This is a genomic window from Clostridium aestuarii (genome assembly GCF_026735135.1).
GTDB lineage: Bacteria > Bacillota > Clostridia > Clostridiales > Clostridiaceae > Clostridium_H > Clostridium_H aestuarii.
The window spans coordinates 526414-548454 of record NZ_JAPQER010000001.1 but is presented as its reverse complement, the minus strand read 5'-3'; the positions used below and the strand labels follow the sequence as shown (position 1 = coordinate 548454).

At 27.9% G+C, this 22041-nt stretch carries 21 protein-coding genes and 1 other annotated feature; of the genes, 15 read left to right on the top strand and 6 right to left on the bottom strand.

Annotated features, from left to right (window positions below; genetic code table 11):
• Window position 1 precedes the first annotated feature (1 nt).
• Window positions 2-673, bottom strand: coding sequence for a DUF421 domain-containing protein (locus OW763_RS02315; protein WP_268039446.1), 672 nt, complete (start codon window positions 671-673; stop codon window positions 2-4).
• A 189-nt stretch (window positions 674-862) separates the two neighbouring features.
• Here OW763_RS02315 and OW763_RS02310 point away from each other — a divergent pair, with 189 nt between their 5' ends.
• The 4 genes from OW763_RS02310 to OW763_RS02295 all read left to right on the top strand — a co-directional run bounded on the left by OW763_RS02310 (window position 863) and on the right by OW763_RS02295 (window position 4994).
• A complete protein-coding gene (locus OW763_RS02310; protein WP_268039445.1) occupies window positions 863-2521 on the top strand; it encodes a nucleoside kinase in 1659 nt (552 codons plus the stop codon).
• Window positions 2522-2654: 133 nt separating this feature from the next.
• Window positions 2655-3482: a hypothetical protein gene (locus OW763_RS02305; RefSeq protein WP_268039444.1), complete on the top strand. Its 828-nt coding sequence runs from the start codon at window positions 2655-2657 to the stop codon at window positions 3480-3482.
• A gap of 79 nt (window positions 3483-3561) precedes the next feature.
• The gene (gene cax, locus OW763_RS02300; RefSeq protein WP_268039443.1) at window positions 3562-4611 is read left to right on the top strand and encodes a calcium/proton exchanger; all 1050 of its coding nucleotides are present in this window, start codon (window positions 3562-3564) and stop codon (window positions 4609-4611) included.
• Between the two features lie 53 nt (window positions 4612-4664).
• Window positions 4665-4994 carry a hypothetical protein gene (locus OW763_RS02295; RefSeq protein ID WP_268039442.1) on the top strand — a complete coding sequence of 110 codons (330 nt, stop codon included), beginning with the start codon at window positions 4665-4667 and terminating at the stop codon, window positions 4992-4994.
• Window positions 4995-5008: 14 nt separating this feature from the next.
• On the opposite strand, the gene pssA is transcribed toward OW763_RS02295, so the two are convergent.
• Window positions 5009-5530 carry a CDP-diacylglycerol--serine O-phosphatidyltransferase gene (gene pssA / locus OW763_RS02290; RefSeq protein ID WP_268039441.1) on the bottom strand — a complete coding sequence of 174 codons (522 nt, stop codon included), beginning with the start codon at window positions 5528-5530 and terminating at the stop codon, window positions 5009-5011.
• 175 nt (window positions 5531-5705) lie between these two features.
• Here pssA and OW763_RS02285 point away from each other — a divergent pair, with 175 nt between their 5' ends.
• The 3 genes from OW763_RS02285 (at window position 5706) to OW763_RS02275 (ending at window position 8074) form a co-directional block, all read left to right on the top strand.
• Window positions 5706-6134: a CBS domain-containing protein gene (locus tag OW763_RS02285; protein ID WP_268039440.1), complete on the top strand. Its 429-nt coding sequence runs from the start codon at window positions 5706-5708 to the stop codon at window positions 6132-6134.
• A 325-nt stretch (window positions 6135-6459) separates the two neighbouring features.
• Window positions 6460-7362 carry a YegS/Rv2252/BmrU family lipid kinase gene (locus OW763_RS02280; protein WP_268039439.1) on the top strand — a complete coding sequence of 301 codons (903 nt, stop codon included), beginning with the start codon at window positions 6460-6462 and terminating at the stop codon, window positions 7360-7362.
• A 61-nt stretch (window positions 7363-7423) separates the two neighbouring features.
• A complete protein-coding gene (locus OW763_RS02275; RefSeq protein ID WP_268039438.1) occupies window positions 7424-8074 on the top strand; it encodes a hypothetical protein in 651 nt (216 codons plus the stop codon).
• 1 nt (window position 8075) lies between these two features.
• On the opposite strand, the gene OW763_RS02270 is transcribed toward OW763_RS02275, so the two are convergent.
• A complete protein-coding gene (locus tag OW763_RS02270) occupies window positions 8076-9962 on the bottom strand; it encodes a YgiQ family radical SAM protein (RefSeq protein WP_268039437.1) in 1887 nt (628 codons plus the stop codon).
• Between the two features lie 588 nt (window positions 9963-10550).
• Here OW763_RS02270 and OW763_RS02265 point away from each other — a divergent pair.
• The 7 genes from OW763_RS02265 (at window position 10551) to OW763_RS02235 (ending at window position 17616) form a co-directional block, all read left to right on the top strand.
• Window positions 10551-11813, top strand: coding sequence for a magnesium transporter (locus OW763_RS02265; protein WP_268039436.1), 1263 nt, complete (start codon window positions 10551-10553; stop codon window positions 11811-11813).
• Window positions 11814-12097: 284 nt separating this feature from the next.
• The gene (gene sleB, locus OW763_RS02260) at window positions 12098-12805 is read left to right on the top strand and encodes a spore cortex-lytic enzyme (protein WP_268039435.1); all 708 of its coding nucleotides are present in this window, start codon (window positions 12098-12100) and stop codon (window positions 12803-12805) included.
• 97 nt (window positions 12806-12902) lie between these two features.
• Window positions 12903-13181: a binding site (T-box leader), on the top strand.
• Between the two features lie 65 nt (window positions 13182-13246).
• Window positions 13247-13828 (top strand): serine O-acetyltransferase EpsC, encoded by a 582-nt coding sequence (gene epsC, locus OW763_RS02255; RefSeq protein WP_268039434.1) that lies wholly within the window; start codon window positions 13247-13249, stop codon window positions 13826-13828.
• 292 nt (window positions 13829-14120) lie between these two features.
• On the top strand, window positions 14121-14822 hold the full coding sequence (locus OW763_RS02250; protein ID WP_268039433.1) for a lysophospholipid acyltransferase family protein: 702 nt from the start codon (window positions 14121-14123) through the stop codon (window positions 14820-14822).
• 154 nt (window positions 14823-14976) lie between these two features.
• Window positions 14977-15855, top strand: coding sequence for a damage-control phosphatase ARMT1 family protein (locus OW763_RS02245; RefSeq protein WP_268039432.1), 879 nt, complete (start codon window positions 14977-14979; stop codon window positions 15853-15855).
• Window positions 15848-16495 (top strand): endonuclease III, encoded by a 648-nt coding sequence (gene nth / locus OW763_RS02240; protein ID WP_268039431.1) that lies wholly within the window; start codon window positions 15848-15850, stop codon window positions 16493-16495. Before OW763_RS02245 ends, nth begins: the two co-directional genes overlap by 8 nt.
• A 188-nt stretch (window positions 16496-16683) precedes the next feature.
• Window positions 16684-17616 carry a patatin-like phospholipase family protein gene (locus tag OW763_RS02235; protein WP_268039430.1) on the top strand — a complete coding sequence of 311 codons (933 nt, stop codon included), beginning with the start codon at window positions 16684-16686 and terminating at the stop codon, window positions 17614-17616.
• 45 nt (window positions 17617-17661) lie between these two features.
• Here OW763_RS02235 and OW763_RS02230 read toward each other — a convergent pair whose 3' ends face one another.
• The 3 genes from OW763_RS02230 to OW763_RS02220 all read right to left on the bottom strand — a co-directional run bounded on the left by OW763_RS02230 (window position 17662) and on the right by OW763_RS02220 (window position 20332).
• Window positions 17662-19086 (bottom strand): TolB family protein, encoded by a 1425-nt coding sequence (locus OW763_RS02230; protein ID WP_268039429.1) that lies wholly within the window; start codon window positions 19084-19086, stop codon window positions 17662-17664.
• 21 nt (window positions 19087-19107) lie between these two features.
• Window positions 19108-19590, bottom strand: coding sequence for an SPOCS domain-containing protein (locus OW763_RS02225; RefSeq protein WP_268039428.1), 483 nt, complete (start codon window positions 19588-19590; stop codon window positions 19108-19110).
• 133 nt (window positions 19591-19723) lie between these two features.
• Window positions 19724-20332, bottom strand: coding sequence for a DUF3794 domain-containing protein (locus OW763_RS02220; protein WP_268039427.1), 609 nt, complete (start codon window positions 20330-20332; stop codon window positions 19724-19726).
• Window positions 20333-20494: 162 nt separating this feature from the next.
• Here OW763_RS02220 and OW763_RS02215 point away from each other — a divergent pair, with 162 nt between their 5' ends.
• Complete coding sequence (locus OW763_RS02215) at window positions 20495-22015, top strand: collagen-like protein (RefSeq protein WP_268039426.1); 1521 nt, start codon at window positions 20495-20497, stop codon at window positions 22013-22015.
• The last annotated feature ends 26 nt before the right edge of the window (window positions 22016-22041 follow it).

The following is a 22041-nucleotide window of genomic DNA, read 5'->3' as shown; positions in this document are numbered from 1 at the left end:
TTTATTCTTTAAGTTGAAAAAAAAATTTATTTTGTGAATCTAACATGGCTATAAAAACTGTGTTTGTATCATAAATATTATTAGCTTTTAACTTATTATTTAACCAATTGACATTTTTATTTATTATTTGTAGATTATCATGATTTATTTTACCATCTAATATTAAAGCTATTGGAAGCTTTTCGTTTTGTGTTTGTATATTTAAATCTTTTTTTGTTACAGAATTCATTTCGCTTTTAGGCATAATTGATAATTCACCATTAGTTTCAAGTACGGCATAGGCTATGTCACTAATATTATAAAAGCCTTTAATCCTTAGTTCTTCCATCAGATCATTAAAAGTCAATCTTTGATTTCTAAGTTCTTTAATATCAATTTTACCATTTTGTATAAGTATATTTGGTGTTCCGCTTATAATTTTTCGAAATGTTATACTTTTTAATTCAAATATAGTTATAAATGTTTGAAAAGCAAGCAAAGTAAAAATTGATATTATTCCATATATAAGAGGAGTTGATAGATTTTGCATAGGAAGTGAAGCTAAATCTGATATCATAATAGCAATAACAAGCTCAAAAGGTTCTAGTTCACCTATTTGTCTTTTACCCATTAAACGCATACTTATAACAACTATGGTGTAAAGTATACTAGTTCTAATCATTACAATAAACACATAATCACTCCTCAAATAGAGTTATAAAAAAGTTTTTCCAGTTCTTATTTTTTGCAAAATATTAAAAAATATAAGCTAAAATAACACATTTTTATATATATAAAGTATTATAATAATATGATTGAATTTATATATCATTTATAATGAGAATATACAAATAATACAAAATTATTCAATAGGAGGAACTGTATGGGAAAAATCACTTTAACTTTAAAGGATGGGAAGAAAATTTATGTGGAAAAAGGAAACATGCTTTATGAAATAGTAAAAGATAATGCTCTAGAAAATGATATTCCCTGTATACTTGGAAGAGTTAATGGAAAGCTACAAGAGTTAAGATGTATTATAGAAGAAGATGCTGATTTTGAATGTGTAAAAATTGATAATAAAGTTGCTAGACTAGCTTATTTAAGAACACTTCAGTTTGTTTTGATAAAAGCGGTTTATGATTTATATCCAGAGGCTAGTATAAATATTGAACACTCTTTAAGCAAAGGAATTTTTGGAGAAATTCATAAGGAAAAAGCTCTTAATAAAGAGGATATATATATAATAAAGAAAAAAATGCAGGAATTAATAGATAGAGACATTAAAATTAATAAAATATCTGTAACAAAAGAAAAAGCTATAAAAATTTTTGAAGATTATGAAATGGATGATAAATTAAGGCTTTTAAAACATGTAACATCCAATACTTTAAAGCTGTACGAGTTAGATGGTAGATATGATTATTTTTATGGACCGATGGCTTATTCAACAGGAGTACTTAAGGTATTTGATTTAATGTATTATGAATCAGGGTTTATATTAAAAGCTCCAACAGAAAAAGATCCTAAAAGTTTACCAGAATTTATTGAACATAAAAAATTAGCTAAGATATTTTATGAAGCTGAACAGTGGGGTAAAATACTTGAAGTTGGAGATGTAGGCTCGCTCAATAATAAAGTTGCAAGTGGTGAAATAGTTGATATAGTAAGAGTGGCAGAAGCATTTCATGAAAAGAAAATAGCATATATAGCAGATATGATTAAAAATAGAGAAAATATTAAAATTATATTAATTGCAGGTCCGTCATCATCAGGAAAAACAACTTTTACTAGAAGACTTGCAATTCAACTTAGAGTTAATGGAATGAAGCCTGTGCCTATTTCACTTGATGATTATTTTGTAGATAGAGAGCATACTCCAAAAGATGAAAATGGAAATTATGATTTTGAATCTATATATGCATTAGATTTAGAATTATTTAATAAAAACTTAAATGAACTTTTAGATGGAAAAGAAATTACAATACCGCAATTTGATTTTTTAACAGGAAGTAGAAAATGGCATACGAAGATGTTAAAGCTTCCTAAAAATGGAATATTGTTAATCGAAGGAATTCATGGATTAAATGAGATGCTTACAGCTTCAATTGATAGAAAAAACAAGTTTAAAATATATATAAGTGCATTAACTCAATTAAATTTGGACAACCATAACAGAATTTCTACTACAGATGTGAGAAGAATAAGAAGAATAGTGAGAGATCACTTATCAAGAGGATATGGGGTAGAACAAACATTAAATATGTGGCCGTCTATAAAAAGAGGAGAGGAGAACAATATATTTGTTTTCCAAGAAGAAGCAGATGTTATGTTTAATTCAAGTTTAGTTTATGAGCTTTGTGTTCTAAAAAAATATGCTGAACCCGAACTTGAAAAAGTCACCAAAGATAGTTCAGTTTATTATGAAGCTATGAGGTTAAGAAGCTTCTTACATTTCTTTAAGAATGTAGATAGGAATATAGTTCCAGAAAATTCTATATTTAGAGAATTTATTGGGGGAAGTTGCTTTTATAAATATTAAAACAGGAATAGATTGAATAAATTTTAATTTTTAAAATCCTATACTTATAGCACACCTTAATAATTTTTAAATAAAATATAGTAAGGAATATTTTATTTAAAAAATTATTTTAAATAGCAAAGGGGAAGAGAGTATGGGTAATGTTGAAAAAAATACAGGACGAATTAAAAATATAGAATTTCAAGATATAGATATGAGTGATGTTTTAAAAGCAATGCCTAGAGATGTGATTCAATGTTTAATGAATAATAAAAAGAAAATATCTCAGGAATCAAATAGGCTAAGATATGAAATTAGAGAATTAACAAAAGAATTAAGTGCAGTTACTGAAAATATTGAGAAAAATAGATTGAATCAAGCAATTAAAAATAAAAAACAAGATATAGACTATATGAATAAAATTCTAAATGAATGGACGGTAAATAAATATAAAGATATAGAGAATATAGTGAAACAAGTATTAAACAAATCTATACCTCAAATATCAAAAAAAGATTTAGATAACATGATTATTAGGTTTCAAAGTATGTTAACAAACAAAAAATATTTAAATACTTCTTTGGGAGAAATTATATATAAGATTTGTAAAGAACATAAAAAACAAATGGACAAATCTTATGATAAAGGAATTTTACCAGTAGAAGTAGAATCTGAGATTATGACACCTTGTCAAACGAATTATGAGAAGAAACCTTTACTAAAAAATTCAGTAGAAACTATAAGTCCAGCAGAAATATTAACAAATGTATCTCGAAATTTACCTAATAAACCGACTAGTAATGTTAAAATTGATGTTTTTTATGCTTCAATAGAAAAATCGTTAGATGAAAATGACTTAAGTAAGGAATCATTTGAATACATGTTATTAAAATTTTTAGATTTAACCTCTAAATTTTTATATAAATTTATACAAAAACAAATTTCAGAATTATACAATGATTTTGATAAAGAAGATATGTGATTTTAGTGTAACTCCTTTTATCATAAAGACATAAAATGACACATAGGGTAATTACAATAATTTATGAATAGGTGTTTTTATGAAAAAAAAATATGTTTTTTTAATGATTTCATTAATATTGATGTTTATAAATACTTCTTGTAGTTTGATAAATACAATAATTTATTCTATAGCAGTAGTTCCATTAGCTATATTACTTGGTGATTTTACTTCAGCAATTTCAGAATATATAGGAGAAAAAAGAGGAGGACTTTTAGCTGCTACAGTAGGAAATTTTCCAGAATTGATGATGGGAGTATGGTCTGTAAGCTTTGGAATGGTACCTATGGCAAAAGCAGCTTTAATAGGTTCTATTGTAAGTAATATGCTTCTAGTACTTGGTATTTCAACTTTTTTTGGAGGAATAAAGTATAGAGAACAGAAATTTAATAAGCTAATAGCTAGAACAAATTTTAATATGCTGTTGTTAGCAATGGTAGCAATGTTAGTTATGATATCTCTAGAAAGTTATAGCGATATATCAAAAGAGGTAATGGTTTGTATAAGTATTAAAGTTGCTATTGTACTCATATGTGTTTATATATTAGGGCTTATATTTTCACTGTATACTCATAGTAATCTTTTTTTAGTAAGCGAAAAAAAAACTGATAATTTACAAATTAATAACAATAAACAGAAGCATATATTATTATTACAAATTATAATAAGCTCGCTCTTACTTTTTATCATAAGTGAAAAACTTATATTTAATGTAAAAGAAATGGTAAATGAGTACAATTTATCTCAACAATTTATAGGAATAATCTTAATACCTATACTTGGAAATGTTGGTGAGAATTTTTCTGCTATAATGTGTGCTGCTCAGAATAAAGTAAATATGAGCCTTGAAATAGCTATAGGCTCTAGTATACAGATAGCTCTTTTTGTTACTCCGGTAATTATAATTTTTTCATATTTAGCTGGAATACAAATGGCTTATGTATTTAGTCATTTTCAGATTGTTATGAGTGGAATAGCTATAGTAATGTCTTTTATAGTATTTCAGGATGGAAAAACCTACTGGCTTGAAGGTGCTATTTTAATATCGATATATATAGTAATTACAATGGCTTATTATTATTTGGCATGAATTTAAATATATTTTAATATATTTATTATGATATCAAGTACTAGGGTGATTACTTGGGCCGCAGAAAAGTTATAGAAACGTATTATAGTGATATTAATAACCTATCAGATATTCTTACAAAACTGGTTAGTTCATATAGATTATTAATTGGAGGAGCAGACGAGTTAAATAAGATAGCTTTATCTAAAAAGAATGATGTTAAGGGTGCTTTAAAAAGAGCAGATAAATTAGGAGATATCATAGATGAGCTTATAAAAACTTTGGAACAGACAAGTGGGGATTATCAACAATATTGTGAGCTTAAATCTGAAATTATAAGAGGAAGAATGGATATGAAGTTTATTTTAAATGAAATAGACGAAGAGTTATTATTTAAAGAATAAAAAGTGTGAAAAAGTCACACTTTTTTTATCTTTAATTTACTAACCATAAGATAAGATAGTAAAATCATAATTATTTCAGTTAGTATAATATTAGATGGGTTTTTTAGTGTTACAAAAGAATATAAAGCCACAAGTATACCTGCTGCAGTAATAGGAATTCCTGTGAAATTTCCATCAAAATTTGAGCAATTAAATCTTGCAAGTCTATATGCTCCAGCTAGTGGAAATATTAAAACTAATAAATAACCTATAAATCCTAAATTTATTAAATCGTATAAATAAAAAACTAAAAGCGAAGGTGCTACACCAAAAGAAACCAAATCAGCTAATGAATCTAATTCTTTTCCAAGGTCACTTGATACGTTTAAAAACCTAGCAACACGTCCATCATATCTGTCCATAATTCCTGAGAATAAAATGAATATACAAGCTGATTTATAATGATCTTGAAATGTCATTATTAACGACATTATTCCAAAAATAAGATTTCCAAAAGTAAATAGGTTAGGCAAGGCGTTTTTTGATATTTTTGACATAAAATAACACTCCTAAATATTATTACTACAATTATAAAACAAGTTATCACATATAATACAATTATATATTACTTTTGCAAATTATTTAAGGTATAAATAAAAAAAATAAAAAAACAATGTTTAAATTCATATAAAGTATTTCAAGTGGTTAAAATAGTTTAAGGAGGTGCTTTACATGAAAATAAAAAATATAATGACTAAAACTGTAGCAACTATAAGTGTAGAAGATTCAGTAGAATGTGCAGCACAAATGATGAAAGAACATGATGTGGGTTCTATACCTGTATGTAATGGAGAGAAAGTTATTGGAATAGTTACAGACAGAGATATTGCATTAAGATCTGCGGCTGAAGGTCAAAATGTTTGTAATCAAAAGGTTAGAAGTATAATGAGTTCAAATCCTGTTTTAGGTACACCAGAAATGGATATTCATGATGCTTCTAGAATAATGAGTGAAAGACAAATAAGAAGACTTCCTGTAGTAGAAAATAATAAATTAGCTGGAATAGTATCTTTAGGAGATTTAGCCGTTGAGCCAAATCTTGCAAATGATGCAGAAGGAGCATTAACAGAAATTTCAGAACCATGTAGCCCAATGATATAAATATATGTTTATATATTTTATAATTTGAATTTTTATTAAAATAAAATGTTAATTAAAGTAAAAAAGCAGTAATATGGGTAAATGAAGTGCACCCATATTACTGCTTAAATATTAATTGCTATATTCTAAATTATACTCAATGTATACATGCAACTAATTACATAGGGTGAGTACGATACTAGATAAGAAATTGTAAGTTTTAGCTGAAGTAAAAACTTTATCTGAGGCCAAGAATCCTCTTTATAAGGTTGATAATTATAGTAGTTTCAGAGTATAATGAATTAAGTTAACATTATATATGTAAAAAGTAGTAGGAGAGTTTAATATGAATAAAGTTAAATTTATATACAATCCATATTCAGGTGAAAATACAATATTATATGATTTGGATAATGTTATAAGAATACACCAAAAATATAATTATATAGTTTCTCCTTTTAGAATTAGTAAAGAGTATGAATTAAGTCAAGCATTCCAAGATATTGATGATACATATAAATATGTATTGATTGCCGGAGGGGATGGAACTGTAGATAATGTAGTAAATATTATGAAAAAATTAAAAATAGATCTTCCTATTTCTATATTACCAGTTGGAACTGCTAATGATTTTGCAAGATTTATAGGAATGCCTCAAGATGTAGATAAGGCATGTGAGCAAATTTTAAATAGTAAAATAAAAGCTTTAGATTTAGGTAAAATTAATGATAAATATTTCATAAATGTAGCAAGTACAGGATTGTTTACTGATATATCTCAAAAAACTGATGTTAACCTTAAAAACATGATGGGTAAACTTGCTTATTATGTTAAAGCTGTAGAACAAATACCTAATCTTAGAAAAATAGGGGTTAAGGTTCATTCGTTAGATAAAGAGTTTGATGGAGACATGTATTTAATGCTTGTATTTAATGGACAGACAGCTGGGAATTTTAAGTTAGCATATAAATCTGATGTTACAGATGGATTGTTTGATGTTATTATATTTAAAGCTGGAATGATAAAGGATATTATAACATTATTTGTGAAAATGCTAAGAGGTGAGCATTTAGAAGGATTTAATGGATTAATATATTTTAAAACTAATAAGCTTAAAATAGAATGTGATGAAAATATTGTAACGGATATAGATGGAGAAAGAGGACCAGATTTCCCTATTACTATAGAATGCATACCAGGTGGATTAAAAGTTTTAGGGGTTAAAAATATTAATAGTTTAAAGAAATAAGAATATTTAACAGACAAATATAATAATTATAAGTGATAGTAATTTGTTGGAGTATATGTTATTGAAAATTTATATTTATCTTGTTTTATTATTATTTATGATAGTTGTAATATATGAGGGGTTAACTAAAAGTTCAAAATATGCACCTACAAAGATACGAAGGCTTAGTAGAGGCGTTTTTGTTGGAATGTTATTAAGGTACATAACTTTATTAATTATGTTTGCAGTACAAAACATTAAATATATTTTTATAGTAAAACCTATATATTTTTTAAATTTAATATGTGTACCCATGGCAGCACTTATAACTATTTATATCTTAATTAGAAGCGAAAAGATTAATTTTTCACATATGTTTTTTATAAGTGGAATTTTAACGATAATATATGCATTTATAATTTATAAATATCCTGTTATTACAATGTTAGATTTAAAATATGGGTATTATATGAAATTTATAAAAATGGAATATATATGTGGTGCGTATATTCTTATTAATATATTTTTAATAATGATTGCAATAAACTTTTGTAATAAGAATGTGGATAATAAAGGAATTGCTTTAATTATAATTTCATCAATTACTTTAATAATTGAAAATATGTTAATTATTTTAGGAAAACCAATTTTTATGGAAAGTGTTATTGGGGAGATATTATGGCTTGTAAGCTTGAATTATGTAATTAATAAGTTAAAAAAATCAGGTAGATAAATTATCTGCCTGATTTTTTAGGTAGCTTTTTATGTTTATTTTTATTTGATTTATTTTTAGATGGTGTTATTTTAGATTTTGTTTTAGGTGGTCTTGGTGGAATTAAGCAATCCTTACCAAAACCAATCAAATCTTCTCTATTGGTTTTAATTAAAGCTTTTTTTACTAAATTATAATTTTCAGGTTTTGAGAATTGAAGTAATGCTCTTTGCATTGATTTTTCCTCAAAAGTTTTGGGAACATAAACACTTTCACCAGTAAGAGGGTTTATTCCTGTGTAATACATGGCAGTTGAAAGACTACCTGGAGTAGGATAAAAATCTTGAACCTGTTCTGGAGTATATCCCATCTTTTTTATGTAAAGTGCAAGTTCAATTGCTACATTTAAATCGCTGCCAGGATGACTTGACATTAAGTATGGAACTAAAAATTGTTTTTTTCCTAATTTTTTATTTATTTCATAATATTTTTTCTGAAATTTTTCATAAACTTCATTTTTAGGTTTTCCCATACATTTTAATACTTTATCACTTATATGTTCTGGTGCAACCTTTAATTGACCGCTGATATGATGTTCACATAATTCTTTGAAAAACGTATCATCTTTATCAGCCATAAGATAGTCAAATCGTATTCCAGAACGAATAAATACTTTTTTTATTTTGGGTAATTTTCTAATTTTTCTAAGTAAATTCAAGTATTCTTTGTGATTTGCTTTTAAATTTTTACAAGGTTTTGGAAATAGACACTGTTTATTTTTGCATACGCCTCTTTCCTTTTGGTTTTCACAAGATCTATGTCTAAAATTAGCAGTAGGGCCCCCTACATCATGTATATATCCTTTAAAATCATCTAAAGTTGTTAGCATTTTAGCTTCTTCTATAATTGATTCTTGGCTTCTATGTTGAATAGTTCTGCCTTGATGGAAATTAAGAGCACAAAAAGAACAGCCACCAAAACATCCTCTATGGCTTGTTATAGAAAACTTTATCTCCCTAATAGCAGGTACGCCACCTTTTTCTTCATATATAGGATGATAAGTTCTAGTATAAGGTAAGCTGTATACCATATCCATTTCTGCTTCAGATAAAAGTTCTTGAGGCTTATTTTGAACTATATATCTATCACCATGCTTTTGTACTATGTTGCGACCATTTATACTGTCCTGTTCAAAATATTCTATTTTAAAACTTTCAGCATAAGCTTTTTTATCTTGTACACAATTTTCGAAAGAAGATACATCGATATAGTCTATTACTTCATCTAATGTTTTAGTTGCATAAACAGTTCCTCTAACATTGGTTATCCTTTTTATATTCATTCCGTACTTTAGAAGATTAGCTATTTGTGTTACTGTTTTTTCACCCATACCATATACTAGTAAATCAGCTTTAGAATCGATTAAAACACTTCTTCTTAATCGATTATCCCAATAATCATAATGAGCAAAACGTCTTAGGCTAGCTTCTATTCCACCGATTATTATAGGAACGTCTTTATAGGCCTCGCGAGCTCTATTACAATATACAATTAAAGCTTTGTCAGGTCTATGACCTCTTTCACCACCTGGTGAAAATAAATCAATGCTACGTTTCTTTTTAGATGAGGTATAATGATTTACCATTGAATCCATATTTCCAGAGTTTATTAAAAACCCATATTTAGGTTTTCCAAGTTTTCTGAAATCTTCAACATTGTGCCAATCAGGCTGTGAAATAATACCTACTGTGAAGCCCTCATGCTCAAGAACACGACCTATTACTGCTGTGCCAAAGGAAGGATGATCTACATATGCATCACCAGTTATAATTATAAAATCTAGTTGATCTATATTTCGTTCTTTCAAGTCTTGGTTATCCATAGGTAAAAATTGTTTGTTTATTTTCATATAAAATATTCCTCCAAATCTAGTAATAATATTAACATAACATAAGTAAAATATAAATTAATTTATTTGCACAACATAAGAAAAGTGCAGTCGTACTTTTCTTATATTGTGAATTTGAAAGAAAAACGTAGAAAATTTGTATAAAATGTATATAAACATGTATAAATAAATAAATTTAAACAAAATGCTTTTTATATGGTTGCATTTTGAAAAAAGTATAATATAATTTATAGTGAAGAAGTAAAATTTAGGTGTTCTATTTTGAAAAGAGGTGGAATTAATGGAAGGTGATCCCCTTAGGTGGAGGTCAGACAAGAACTTAAAACTGAATATTGTATATAGGGGAAACTTTTTAGTAGTTGAAAGTTGATAATTAATATAACTATGTCAAACTTTTAGCACCTTAATAAGAAAAAATAGCTATGTTTAAAAGAATATTAGAATATAGAATTTTAATGAGAAATAAATTAAATAGTTAATAACTTAGTTTTTAGAGTATAAATAATATTTAAATAATATTTAAAAGATATTATCAGTTCTCAATTATTTTAAGTGGGATTTCCTCTATATACGAAGGGAGGAATATCCATGAAAAAGCTTAGTAGTTTCTATTTAAGTGAAATACTTCACAAAGAGCTTTATGATGAATATGAAGACTGTATAGGTAGGATTAATGACGTATATGTAACGGCTAGAGAGGGATATCCTAAAGCTATAGGGTATAAGGTTAAAAAAGGTAGTGAAGTATTTAACTATGAGTTTAGAAACATTAACTTTTATGATAAGGATGGAAAAATGCACATAAAGGTAAGAGTGGTAAAAGATATAATTCCAAGAGCATATTCCTATCTCTTATCTAAACATTTACTTAATAAGCAAATAGTTGATGTGAATGGGAAAAAAGTTGTAAGAGTTAATGATTTAAGAATGGCAGATATTGCGGGGGAAATAAGGGTAATTGCAGTTGATACTGGATTTTTAGCTGTAACCAGACGATATAAATTAGAAAAAATTATTAAATTTTTCTATAAGTTATTTAATAAAAAACCAAATGAAAAGATTATAATGTGGGATGATGTAGAATCACTTGAAATGGTAAATGATGGATTGAAAATATCTGTACCATATAAAAAAATATCTGAGCTTCATCCAGCAGATATTGCAGATATTTTAGAAGAAGTCGATTTAAAATATAGAAATAGAATATTTGAGAGTTTGGATGAGCATCTTGCAGCAGATACTCTTGAAGAAATTGACCCAGAGATTCAGGCAGATATTTTAGAAACAATGAATCAATCTAAAGTATCAGAAATTTTGAATAATATGTCAAATGATGAAATAGCAGATATTTTAGAGGAACTTGATGAAGAAACAGCAGAAAACTTACTTATTAATTTAGAAACAGAGGATGAAGAGAAAATTAGAGATCTTATGAAATACGAGGATGAGGCTGTTGGAAGTATAATGAATACAGATCATGTAGCTTTAAATATAAATATAACAGCAGTAGAAACATTGGAACTACTCAAAGAGATTAAACCAGACGATGAAGTATCTCATTATATATATATAACTGATGAGTATGAAAAGCTTCAGGGGGTAATATCTTTAAGAGAGTTAGTTTTTTCAGAGCCTAATCGTAAGTTGAAAGATATTATGAAAACAGAAATTATAAAATTAAAAGATGACGAAAATTTAGATACAGCTATGAAGAAATTCATAAAATATAATCTTATAACAATACCTGTTATTGATAGCGAAGAAAAGCTTCAGGGAGTAGTTATTATAAATGATATAATAGAAGAAATTTTATCTGATAAATTTAAAAAAAAATTGAAAAAAGCTGTTTAAAAAGATTTAGAGTAAAAAAATGTTTTTCTTATAAAAAACAAGGTAAAAAGGCTGTAAATATAGACAAGTTCTATATTTACAGTCTTTTTATTATACAGAAAAATATAAAATTTATAATTTAAGTATAGCTTCAATTGTAAGACATAAATAGTATATTAAATTTTATGTACTCTTCCTTTTATCTTTAATATAAACTAAGGTTTTGCGTGTATTTTTAATAAAGGTTGCACAAACTATATACAGCAATATTATTTTATGTTTATTTTAGAAGGGAGCAGCTAAAAATGAAAAAAAAATTTGATTTTAAGAGAATCTTTGTATTGTTAACAGCAATATTTTTTACATATGCAAGTGTTTCGATTTGCATTGAGCCATACTTTAATGCAGTAAAAGTAGCTACTTATAAATACGGTTCAAGAGGTGATATAGTTAAAGAAATACAAACAAGATTGAAAAGATGGGGATATTATACTAAAAGTGTAGATGGAATATATGGATATCAAACCTATACTTCAGTAAAATATTTTCAAAGGAAGAATGGACTTACTGTAGATGGAATAGCTGGAAATCAAACATTGACTACCTTAGGAATAAATCCTAAAACAATAGATAAAAATGCTATGCCTTCTAATTCATCCAATAATAATGATGTAATGCTTCTCGCAAAGATTATAAATGGAGAAGCAAGAGGAGAACCATATGCAGGTCAAGTTGCTGTTGGAGCAGTAGTTCTTAATAGAGTTAGTAATTCTAAATTTCCATCTACAATTGCTGGGGTTATATATCAGACAGGTGCATTTACTGCTATAGTAGATGGTCAAATAAATGCACAAATGAAACAAAGTTCAATAAATGCTGCGAGAGATGCTTTGAATGGATGGGATCCATCGGGTGGAGCTATATACTATTTTAACCCAGTTACGGCTACAAGCTCTTGGATATGGTCAAGACCTCTTATAAAGGTTATAGGAAAGCATAGATTTTGTAGATAATAACTCAATAAAACACATATTTCCATAATAAAAATTGTTGACAATTTTTAAAGCAATCTATATAATAAATATATAATCCGTACTAAAATACTAAGAAATAAATGCTGTGAAAAAGGAAAGTAATATAAATAAAATATTCAGAGAGGAAATCAGATGCTGTAAGATTTCTATATTAAGTTTATATGAAGTGCCCTTTGGAGTTTTGCACCGAAATATAGTAGGCTGCAGCGGGATCACCCGTTATAGTGATAGAGTATTTCTTTAGCTAATAGTTAATGATAAATAATTAATTGTTAAGTGAACAGTACTTGAAATAAGATGGGGTTACTATATCCAAGTAGAGTGGAACCGCAGAGTATAATGCTCTGTCTCTAATATTATATATTAGAGACAGGGCTTTTTTTATTTTAATTAAATTACTAATTCATGGGGGGAAAAGATATGTTTAAATTTTTTAAAATATTAAAATATGATATTGATAATATTGTTGAAAATGATCCAGCAGCAAGAAATGGAGTAGAAGTATTGATACTTTATCCTATTGTAAATGCAATGATACATTACAGAATAGCTCATTCATTTTATAAAAGAAAAATGTTTTTCTGGGCAAGACTTATATCTCAACTTGGAAGATTTTTCACAGGTATAGAAATACATCCTGGTGCTAAAATAGGAAAAGGGCTTTTTATAGATCATGGTATGGCTGTAGTAATAGGGGAAACAGCAGAAGTTGGGGATAATGTAACATTATATCATGGAGTAACTTTAGGTGGAACTGGAAAGGATACGGGAAAAAGACATCCTACTGTTGGAAACAATGTTATAATTGGTTCAGGAGCAAAAGTATTGGGACCTATAGTTATAGAAGATAATTCTAAAATAGGCGCTAACTCAGTAGTTCTTAAAGATGTTCCAGCAAATTCTACTGTGGTAGGTATACCAGGAAAAGTAGTGAAAAGAAACATTAATGTTATAAATATGGAACAATATGATAAAAAAGAACAATATCAATGTGTAAGATAGAAATGTAAGCTAAATAAAAGATGATTAGTTATAATTTTCAGATTTTAAATTATATTCTAATTTTGCCCTACTAAAAATACAAATAAAATTAAGAAAATAAAATATAGTTTATAGTTAGGCTTTTGAAAAATTTTAAATTATGATATATTTATGGTATATTATATTATGTATAGATATCCATTTTTAACTTCAATTTGGATATTCGATAATACTTTTAATTTATAACAAATTTTATTTTCAGATTTGACATCTATAAAGTGAAAAAGTAACTATAGAAAGGTAGGGCGAATATATGATATCTCCAGCAATGACTAAAGTTATAGGATATCTTCCAAAAGGAATGGTTACGTTTATATCAAGAAAACTTATAAATGGTTATATGAATAAATATGCTAATATTAAAGTTGAAAATAAAGATAACTTAAAGAAAATAAATAAACCAGTTTTATATGTTTCAAATCATTTGAGTAATGCAGATGCATTAGTATTACAAAGAGTATTAAAAGATGATGATGTAACATTTGTAGCTGGAGTTAAATTGAATAGCAATTCATTGACTAATATGGGGATAAGTATAGTTAAGACAACTCCAATGCGTCCTAATACAGCAGATAAAAGTGGATTAAAAAAGATTATAAGTATTCTTAAAAATGGAGGAAGCGTTTTAATATTTCCAGAAGGAACGAGAAGTAGAACAAAACAATTAATAAAAGCAAAAAGAGGAGTAGTATTAATAGCTAAACTATGTAAAGTTCCAATTGTACCAATAGGAATGGCTGGAACTGAAAAGTTGCTTCCAATAAATCAAGAAGGAAGAATGGAAAAAGAAAAATTTCATTATTCAGATATTCATGTAAAAATAGGTAACCCTTTTCATTTGCCTAATATAAAAGAAGAAGAAGCTAAAAAGAACTATGAAAATAGAACTCTTGATTTTATAATGAAAAATATAGCAGAGTTGTTACCAGAAGAATATAGGGGAGAATACAAGTAATTTAGTATTTATAATAAATAGACCATAAATATAAGGAAATTTATATTTATGGTCTTTAATTTATATTAAGGTATTTTCTTTTCTTATTTTAGATTATAATATAAAATATCATATGCCATAAATAATATATTTTTTAATACGAGGAGAGAGTAATATGAAAACATTTGTAGATTGTATACCGTGTGTTCTAAATAAGGCTAATCAATTGTGTGATAAGTACATAGATAAAGCTGATAAAAGAAAAAAGTATAATATTATGCAGAGAATTTTAAAAGAAGTTATAAATACTGAATTTGATAGAACAACTCCTTTTATTCACTCAAAGATAGTTAGGATATTTAAAGAAGAATTCGAAGTTGATGATTTTTATATAGAAGAGAAAAAATATTTTAATGATAAAATTTTAGAAATGGAGCCTGAACTTGAAAAAATAATAAATTCATCTAAAAATAGGTTATTTAGTGCTCTGAAACTTGCTTCAGCAGGTAATATTATAGACTTTGGAGCTTTTGATGAAGTGAGTTTTGAAATGGTGAAAAATATAATTGATAAAACTTCTAAAAATCAATTTGACCAAGAATTATTTAATAGATTAAAAAAAGAATTGTTAAATGGAAAGCGATTAGTTTATCTTGGAGATAATACAGGAGAGATAGTATTTGATAAATTATTTATAAAAGAAATAGCTAAAGAATATCCTGATTTAGAAATAATTTTTATGACAAGAGGAGAACCTATATTAAATGATATTACAGAAGAAGATGCATATTATGTGGGTATGGATAAGTATGCTAAAATAATGAATAATAAAACTGATATTGCAGGTACAGATTTATATGAAATTCCTGATGATGTAAAGAAAATTATAGTTGAAGCAGATGTTATAATATCAAAGGGACAGGGTAACTTTGAGTCATTAGGAGGATGTAATATGAACATATATTACATATTTTTATGTAAATGTGATATGCTTGCTAATAAACTAGATAAAGAAAAATATAGTAATATGTTTATAGGAGAAAAGCATGATTAATAAATCAAAAGAAGAGGTTAACAAAATATTAGATATATTGGAAGAAATTTATCCAGAAGCTCAATGTGAATTGAATTATAATAACCCATTTGAGCTCCTTATAGCCACAATGCTCAGTGCTCAAACAACAGATAAAAAAGTTAATGAAGTTACAAAAATATTATTTAAAAAATATCCTACTCCACAGGAATTTTTGAAAGCTAATAAAGAAGAATTGGAGCAGGATATTAAGGTGATTGGTTTATATAGAAATAAATCTAAAAATATTATAAATATGTGTAAAGTTTTAGTAGAACAATATAATTGTCAAGTTCCAAATAATAAAGAAGAACTAATGAAGCTTGCAGGAGTAGGAAGAAAAACAGCAAATGTAGTTTTAAGTAATGCTTTTAATGTTCCTGCTATAGCAGTAGATACGCATGTATTTAGAGTATCTAATAGAATAGGTTTAGCTAATGGTGATAATGTTCTTAAAACAGAAAAACAACTTCAAAGTGTAATACCCAAAGAAAGATGGTCAAAAGCACATCATTTAATTATCTTTCACGGTAGAAGGGCTTGTAAAGCAAGAAAACCTAATTGTAAGGAATGTATTTTAAAAGAATATTGTAATTATTATAAGGAAAATATAATACAATAATTAGCATAGTTATAATTGAAGCGGGTAAATAGCCGCTTCTTTTTTTTTATAGCTGTTCACAATAAAACTTACATTTTATATTTGATGTTTTTAATTATGTAATTTAGTTAATTATCAAAAACTAAATTATCATTTTAAAAAAGTTTTTAATATTATATATTAAGATGACAAAAGAAGGGGGGAGCTATATGAAGTGTAATGCTGTATTTCAAGGAGGCGGGATAAGAGGAATAGGGTTTGTTGGTGCATTAAGTTGTTTTCAAAAAAACGGATATACATGGAATCAAACTGCTGGAACTTCTGCGGGGGCGTTAATAGCTGCGCTAATAGCTGCGGGATATACTACAAAAGAAATTGAAAAAATAATGGTTGAAACAGATTTCTTAAAGTTTTTAGATAAGAGTACAATTCAGAGGATACCAATTTTGGGTAATTTATTAGGGGTTTTTAAGGAAAAAGGTATTTATTCAGGTGAATATTTTGAGAAGTGGGCAAAAAAATTATTAAGCAAAAAGGGTATAGTTAAATTTAATGATGTAAGTGAAAATGGAGAATCAAGACTTAAAATAATTGCTGCTGATATAACAAAAAAGAAAACTTTAATTCTTCCTGATAGTCTTGTTGAGTATGGTATAGACCCAATGGAATTTGAAATAGCAACAGCTTTAAGAATGAGTATTAGTATACCTTTCTATTTTAAACCAGTAAAGTTTGAATATGAAGGAGGAACAAGTTATATAGTAGATGGAGGGGTTTGTTGGAATTATCCGTTAACAATTTTTGATGTGGAAGGAATACCAGAAATTCCTACTGTAGGGTTTAAATTTATAAATTCAATTAATGATTATACTGGTGTATGGAAAACAGATATAATGTCATTTTTATTTGATATAGCAGGCACAGTGGCAGCAAGAGATGATTTGGAAAAATTAGATAAAAAGGATATGGAAAGAACAGTTTTTATATCGGCAGATAACGTAGAAGTAACTGAGTTTAATATTTCTAAACAGAAGAGTATAAAACTTTTTAAATCAGGATATAGATCAGCAAGAAATTTCCTTGAAAATTGGGATTTTGAAGAATATATAAGTAAATACCCCAATATATCATCTTCTATTTAGAGATACAAAATTAAAAGGTATAAGGTATCTATACTAATAGATACCTTATACTACTTTAGGTCTATAATTTAGCTCTATATAAGATGCGGTGGAATTAGTAAGTTCATATTTATTTTGAGTATCTAAAACTACAGAACAAATATTACAGTGGTTGAATAAACATTTAGAATAATAGATTTTTGATGAATCTATTTTCCAAGCAAAGTCACTGATTTTTGTATTACATTCATTATTTGTTATATTCGTAACAGCTTTTTTTTGTAAATCGTAAATAAATATATCTTCAGTTAAATAATCTGAGCCTATAAAAGCTATAGATTTATTATCAGGAGAAAAACATATTTTTTTCTTTTCGCCTAAATAAGTGTAGTGAACTATAGTGCTTGTTTCTAGAGTGTTTAAATTTATTATGCATATATCATAAGAAGTATCATCAGTATTACAAATATAGGTAATGTATTCGCCGTCTTTTGACCAATCAAAATCTTTTATATTACCTAAAAAGGTTACTTGTTTAAAATCTGTTCCATTAAAATCTGTAATGTATAAATGTGTTTTATCATATATTGAACGCAAAAAAGCAATTTTTGATTCTTTAGGAGAAGATTTAGGTTTATAACTTTTCATTAAACTATTACCATTAGTTAATTGATTACATTTTAAATTGTCAACATTAATAAAGAATAATTCTTTATTAATATTGGAATTAATTATACCGGAAAAAATAATATTTTTTGAATCAGGTGTCCAGCAAAAGCTAGTAATACATTTTATTTTATCAGGAACACAAAGTTTTCTAATTGATTCGGTTTTTATATCAAAAATATACAAAAGGTATTTTCCAGAATGATTTGAGATAAATGAAATAAAACATCCTGAAGGTGACCATTGAGGATTAATTACTTTTGAATGATCATAAGAAGTTAATTTATATTCATGACTTCCATTTTCATAACAAATAAAAAGATTACTATAAAAATAATCTTGATGAACAGCATAACACAGTTCATATGTAGGTATATACTTTAGTTGGACTAGTAGGGTTATACTTTTAAAAATACAGCGGTTATTTAGTTTTCTAGTAGATATATTTTCTATTGTTATTGAAGGATCTAATCTTTTATGTTCATGAAGGATTTCAACATCCATTCCTTCGATTTTACAAGGTATTACTAAATAAGCACTTTGATAAAAATCATTTTCAACTATATGAAGAGACTGTTCTGGTAGATTAGAAACGTATAGTATTTTTTGTTTTATAAGAAGTTCCATTACAACTTTTTTCCCAGTTAGTTTTTGACCTTCGCAAGATTGACCTTCCATTGTGTTTATTATTTTAAAATGTATAATTTGCGGGTCAACTATAATAGAAAGTATTTGTTCAATATCTGGTAGGTTGTTAGTTAGGCGAATAGTTTCACAAGTTATAAATTCAGAAAAAAATTCTATTGGATTTTCACATTCTTTCATAGCTTTCACTCCTTGAACATATTAATTGTTTTTACAATAGTTAGAATTAATAAGAAGTAGTATATTAGCAAATAACTTTCTTTTATTAATTTGTTCTATAAATACATCTTCTATATAAGAAGAAACGAGAATTTTGGAATTATAAGTTATGCATTTATTCATAACTATGTAATTAGAAAAAGGTATTTTGAATTCGGCAGCATGAACAGAGTGATCAATTTCACAGGATACATATTCAATTTTCAAAAGAACTATTCCATGTATAACTAAATTGCATTCTTTTAAAATTTGACCTTCGTGTGAAAATGCTTTAGAAGATGAAATAGAATATTTATTACAAATTTTAGTGTTTACATTTGCGTGTAATATTTGGTGGATGTTGGGTTTTGTATTAGGAACACATAAAATTTTTTGTAAGTGAAATTGTTTAAATGTATTTGAATAAGGTGGAAAGTTATCTGAAATCCCACTTATTTCTATTGTTCCGTAAGAATTGACGTTCATTTTTTAAGTTCCTCCAAATATAGAATTCATAATAAATACATATTCAAGTTTAGAGTGAAATAGTATATAAAAATAAAAATAAAGACTGATGATAAAATTATCATCAGTCTTTATTGTAGTAGCCAAAAGTATTTTAGCTACAATCACAATTATCCCATTTAACCTCATTGTCATTATATGAATCTGAGTTATCATAGTCAAATTCAATATTATTACATTCATGAAGACAGTGGTCATTACTACAATAAGTATAATCAGTACAATAGCAATCATTATTTTCGTTACAGTGATGATGAGGTTTTTTTTGGAAAAGTGGGCAAATGAAAATAATAGTTGATATAGCAAAACATTTACAGTCTATTAATTTAACGGATGCATATTCTACTGCAGCATATACGTCCACTACTTTGCGACAGATGTTTTTTAATAAAACAAAAGTACAGAATGGTACATTAAAATGTGCTGAATGAACATTTTGGCAAGGAGTATCTGCAGTATAGACGATTTTTATATGTTCAATACCTTCAATTACTAATTTTTTGCCCATAGGAGTATTAATAGTTTTAAAATCACAGATAGATATATCTACAAAAATTTCACAAATATCTTTTATATCAGGTTTTTTACAAGGAATACATAACTTATCAGTTTTACATATTTCTATGCAAGGATGATTGGCAGGGCAAGGGGGGAATTTATCTATTGGGGTTATACCATTTACTTTAACAAGATTATCTTTCATTTAATAGTCCTCCTATTAATAAATAAAAAAGTGATTTTACATTATATCTTATGTATTAATTATGAAAATTGTACATAATTTTCAATTTAAAATAGTAACAAATTTAAAGACTAATTCATAAATTATAATTAGATGTTAGCCTTAGAAAGGAGGAAAAACCAGATGTCTGGTTATATATATTCAAACGGTCAAATTGAAGATGGCGAATATAACTTTAATAAACACAGTCATTACTATCCCCATAGTAATTCTGTAGTAAGTACTCCATATTCAGTACCAGGACCACCAGGACCACCGGGACCACCAGGAGCACCAGGACCACCAGGTTCATCAGGTCAAAAAGGAGATGCAGGTTCTGCAGGATGTCCAGGGTGTCCAGGAGCAAAAGGTGATAATGGATGGCCAGGATATCCTGGACAAAAAGGTGATAATGGATGTCAAGGATATCCTGGACCAGTAGGACCGCAAGGACCAAAAGGTGATTCAGGATGTCCAGGGCAATCAGGGCAACCAGGACCAGCTGGTCCACCAGGACCAGTAGGACCACAAGGTCCAAAAGGTGATTCAGGTTACCCAGGTCCAATAGGACCAGTAGGTCCACCAGGACCAAAAGGAGATTCGGGATGTCAAGGACCACCAGGACCACCAGGACAAAAAGGTGATACAGGATGTCAAGGACCTCCAGGAACACCAGGACTACCAGGACCACCAGGACCACCAGGACCACCAGGACCACCAGGTCAATCAAGTTGTGGTGGAAGTTGCTGTGGATGTCCAGGACCACCAGGACCACCAGGACCACCAGGACCACAAGGTCCAAAAGGAGATACAGGTTGTCCAGGATTACCAGGACCAAGAGGAGCAACAGGACCACAAGGACCACAAGGACCAGGAGGAGCAACGGGTCCACAAGGACCAGGAGGAGCAACGGGTCCACAAGGACCAACAGGACCAGAAGGAAAGTGCTGCATAAAATGCAATTTAGTTGGAGATACAAGTTTTAATTGTGAAATAGGAGAATTGAATGATCCCACTAGCTGCTGGAAGGGAGTAAATGCAGTACAATCTCATGTAGATAATATAGATATAATAACTGATCCAGGACCACCACCTGTAGTTACTAATATTCCAACATCGTTTAAGTTCCTTTCTCATACTGGAGCTCATTCGGCATGTTTGCGACCTGTATATAATACTACTAATTTAAAATGGGAGAAAGCTTATGCTGTGCAAGTAGTAAGTGGAATAGATCCTGAATGTTTTTATCAGCTGCAATTTTGGGGAGCAAGGTTAGATTATAATCAATTTCTTATTCCAGATCAACCTAATTTGATAACTAGTGCTTATATATTTTGGGGAGATCAATTAAGTAATTTAGGACCTAATAATATCGATGATTTTCTATCAAGTACACCAGCAGGCATAAAGATTACAATTAGAGAAGGAACACCTAATCAACTTAAAATAGATACTACTACTGGTGAGTTAGTAGATTATGATTTTGAGAGTTATTATCATCTACAAGGGTGTGTGGATTGTGATGATTGCTGCAGTACGGTTTGTCCTAATAATACAATACCACCAGGTACTACACAAGCTACAATTCTTTTTGTGGCAGATGGTGTTGATGATACAATAAATGTTTCAGGTATATGGTATATAGATGATGTGTTTTTTTCATAAATAATAGATAATTAAACAAGTCTAAT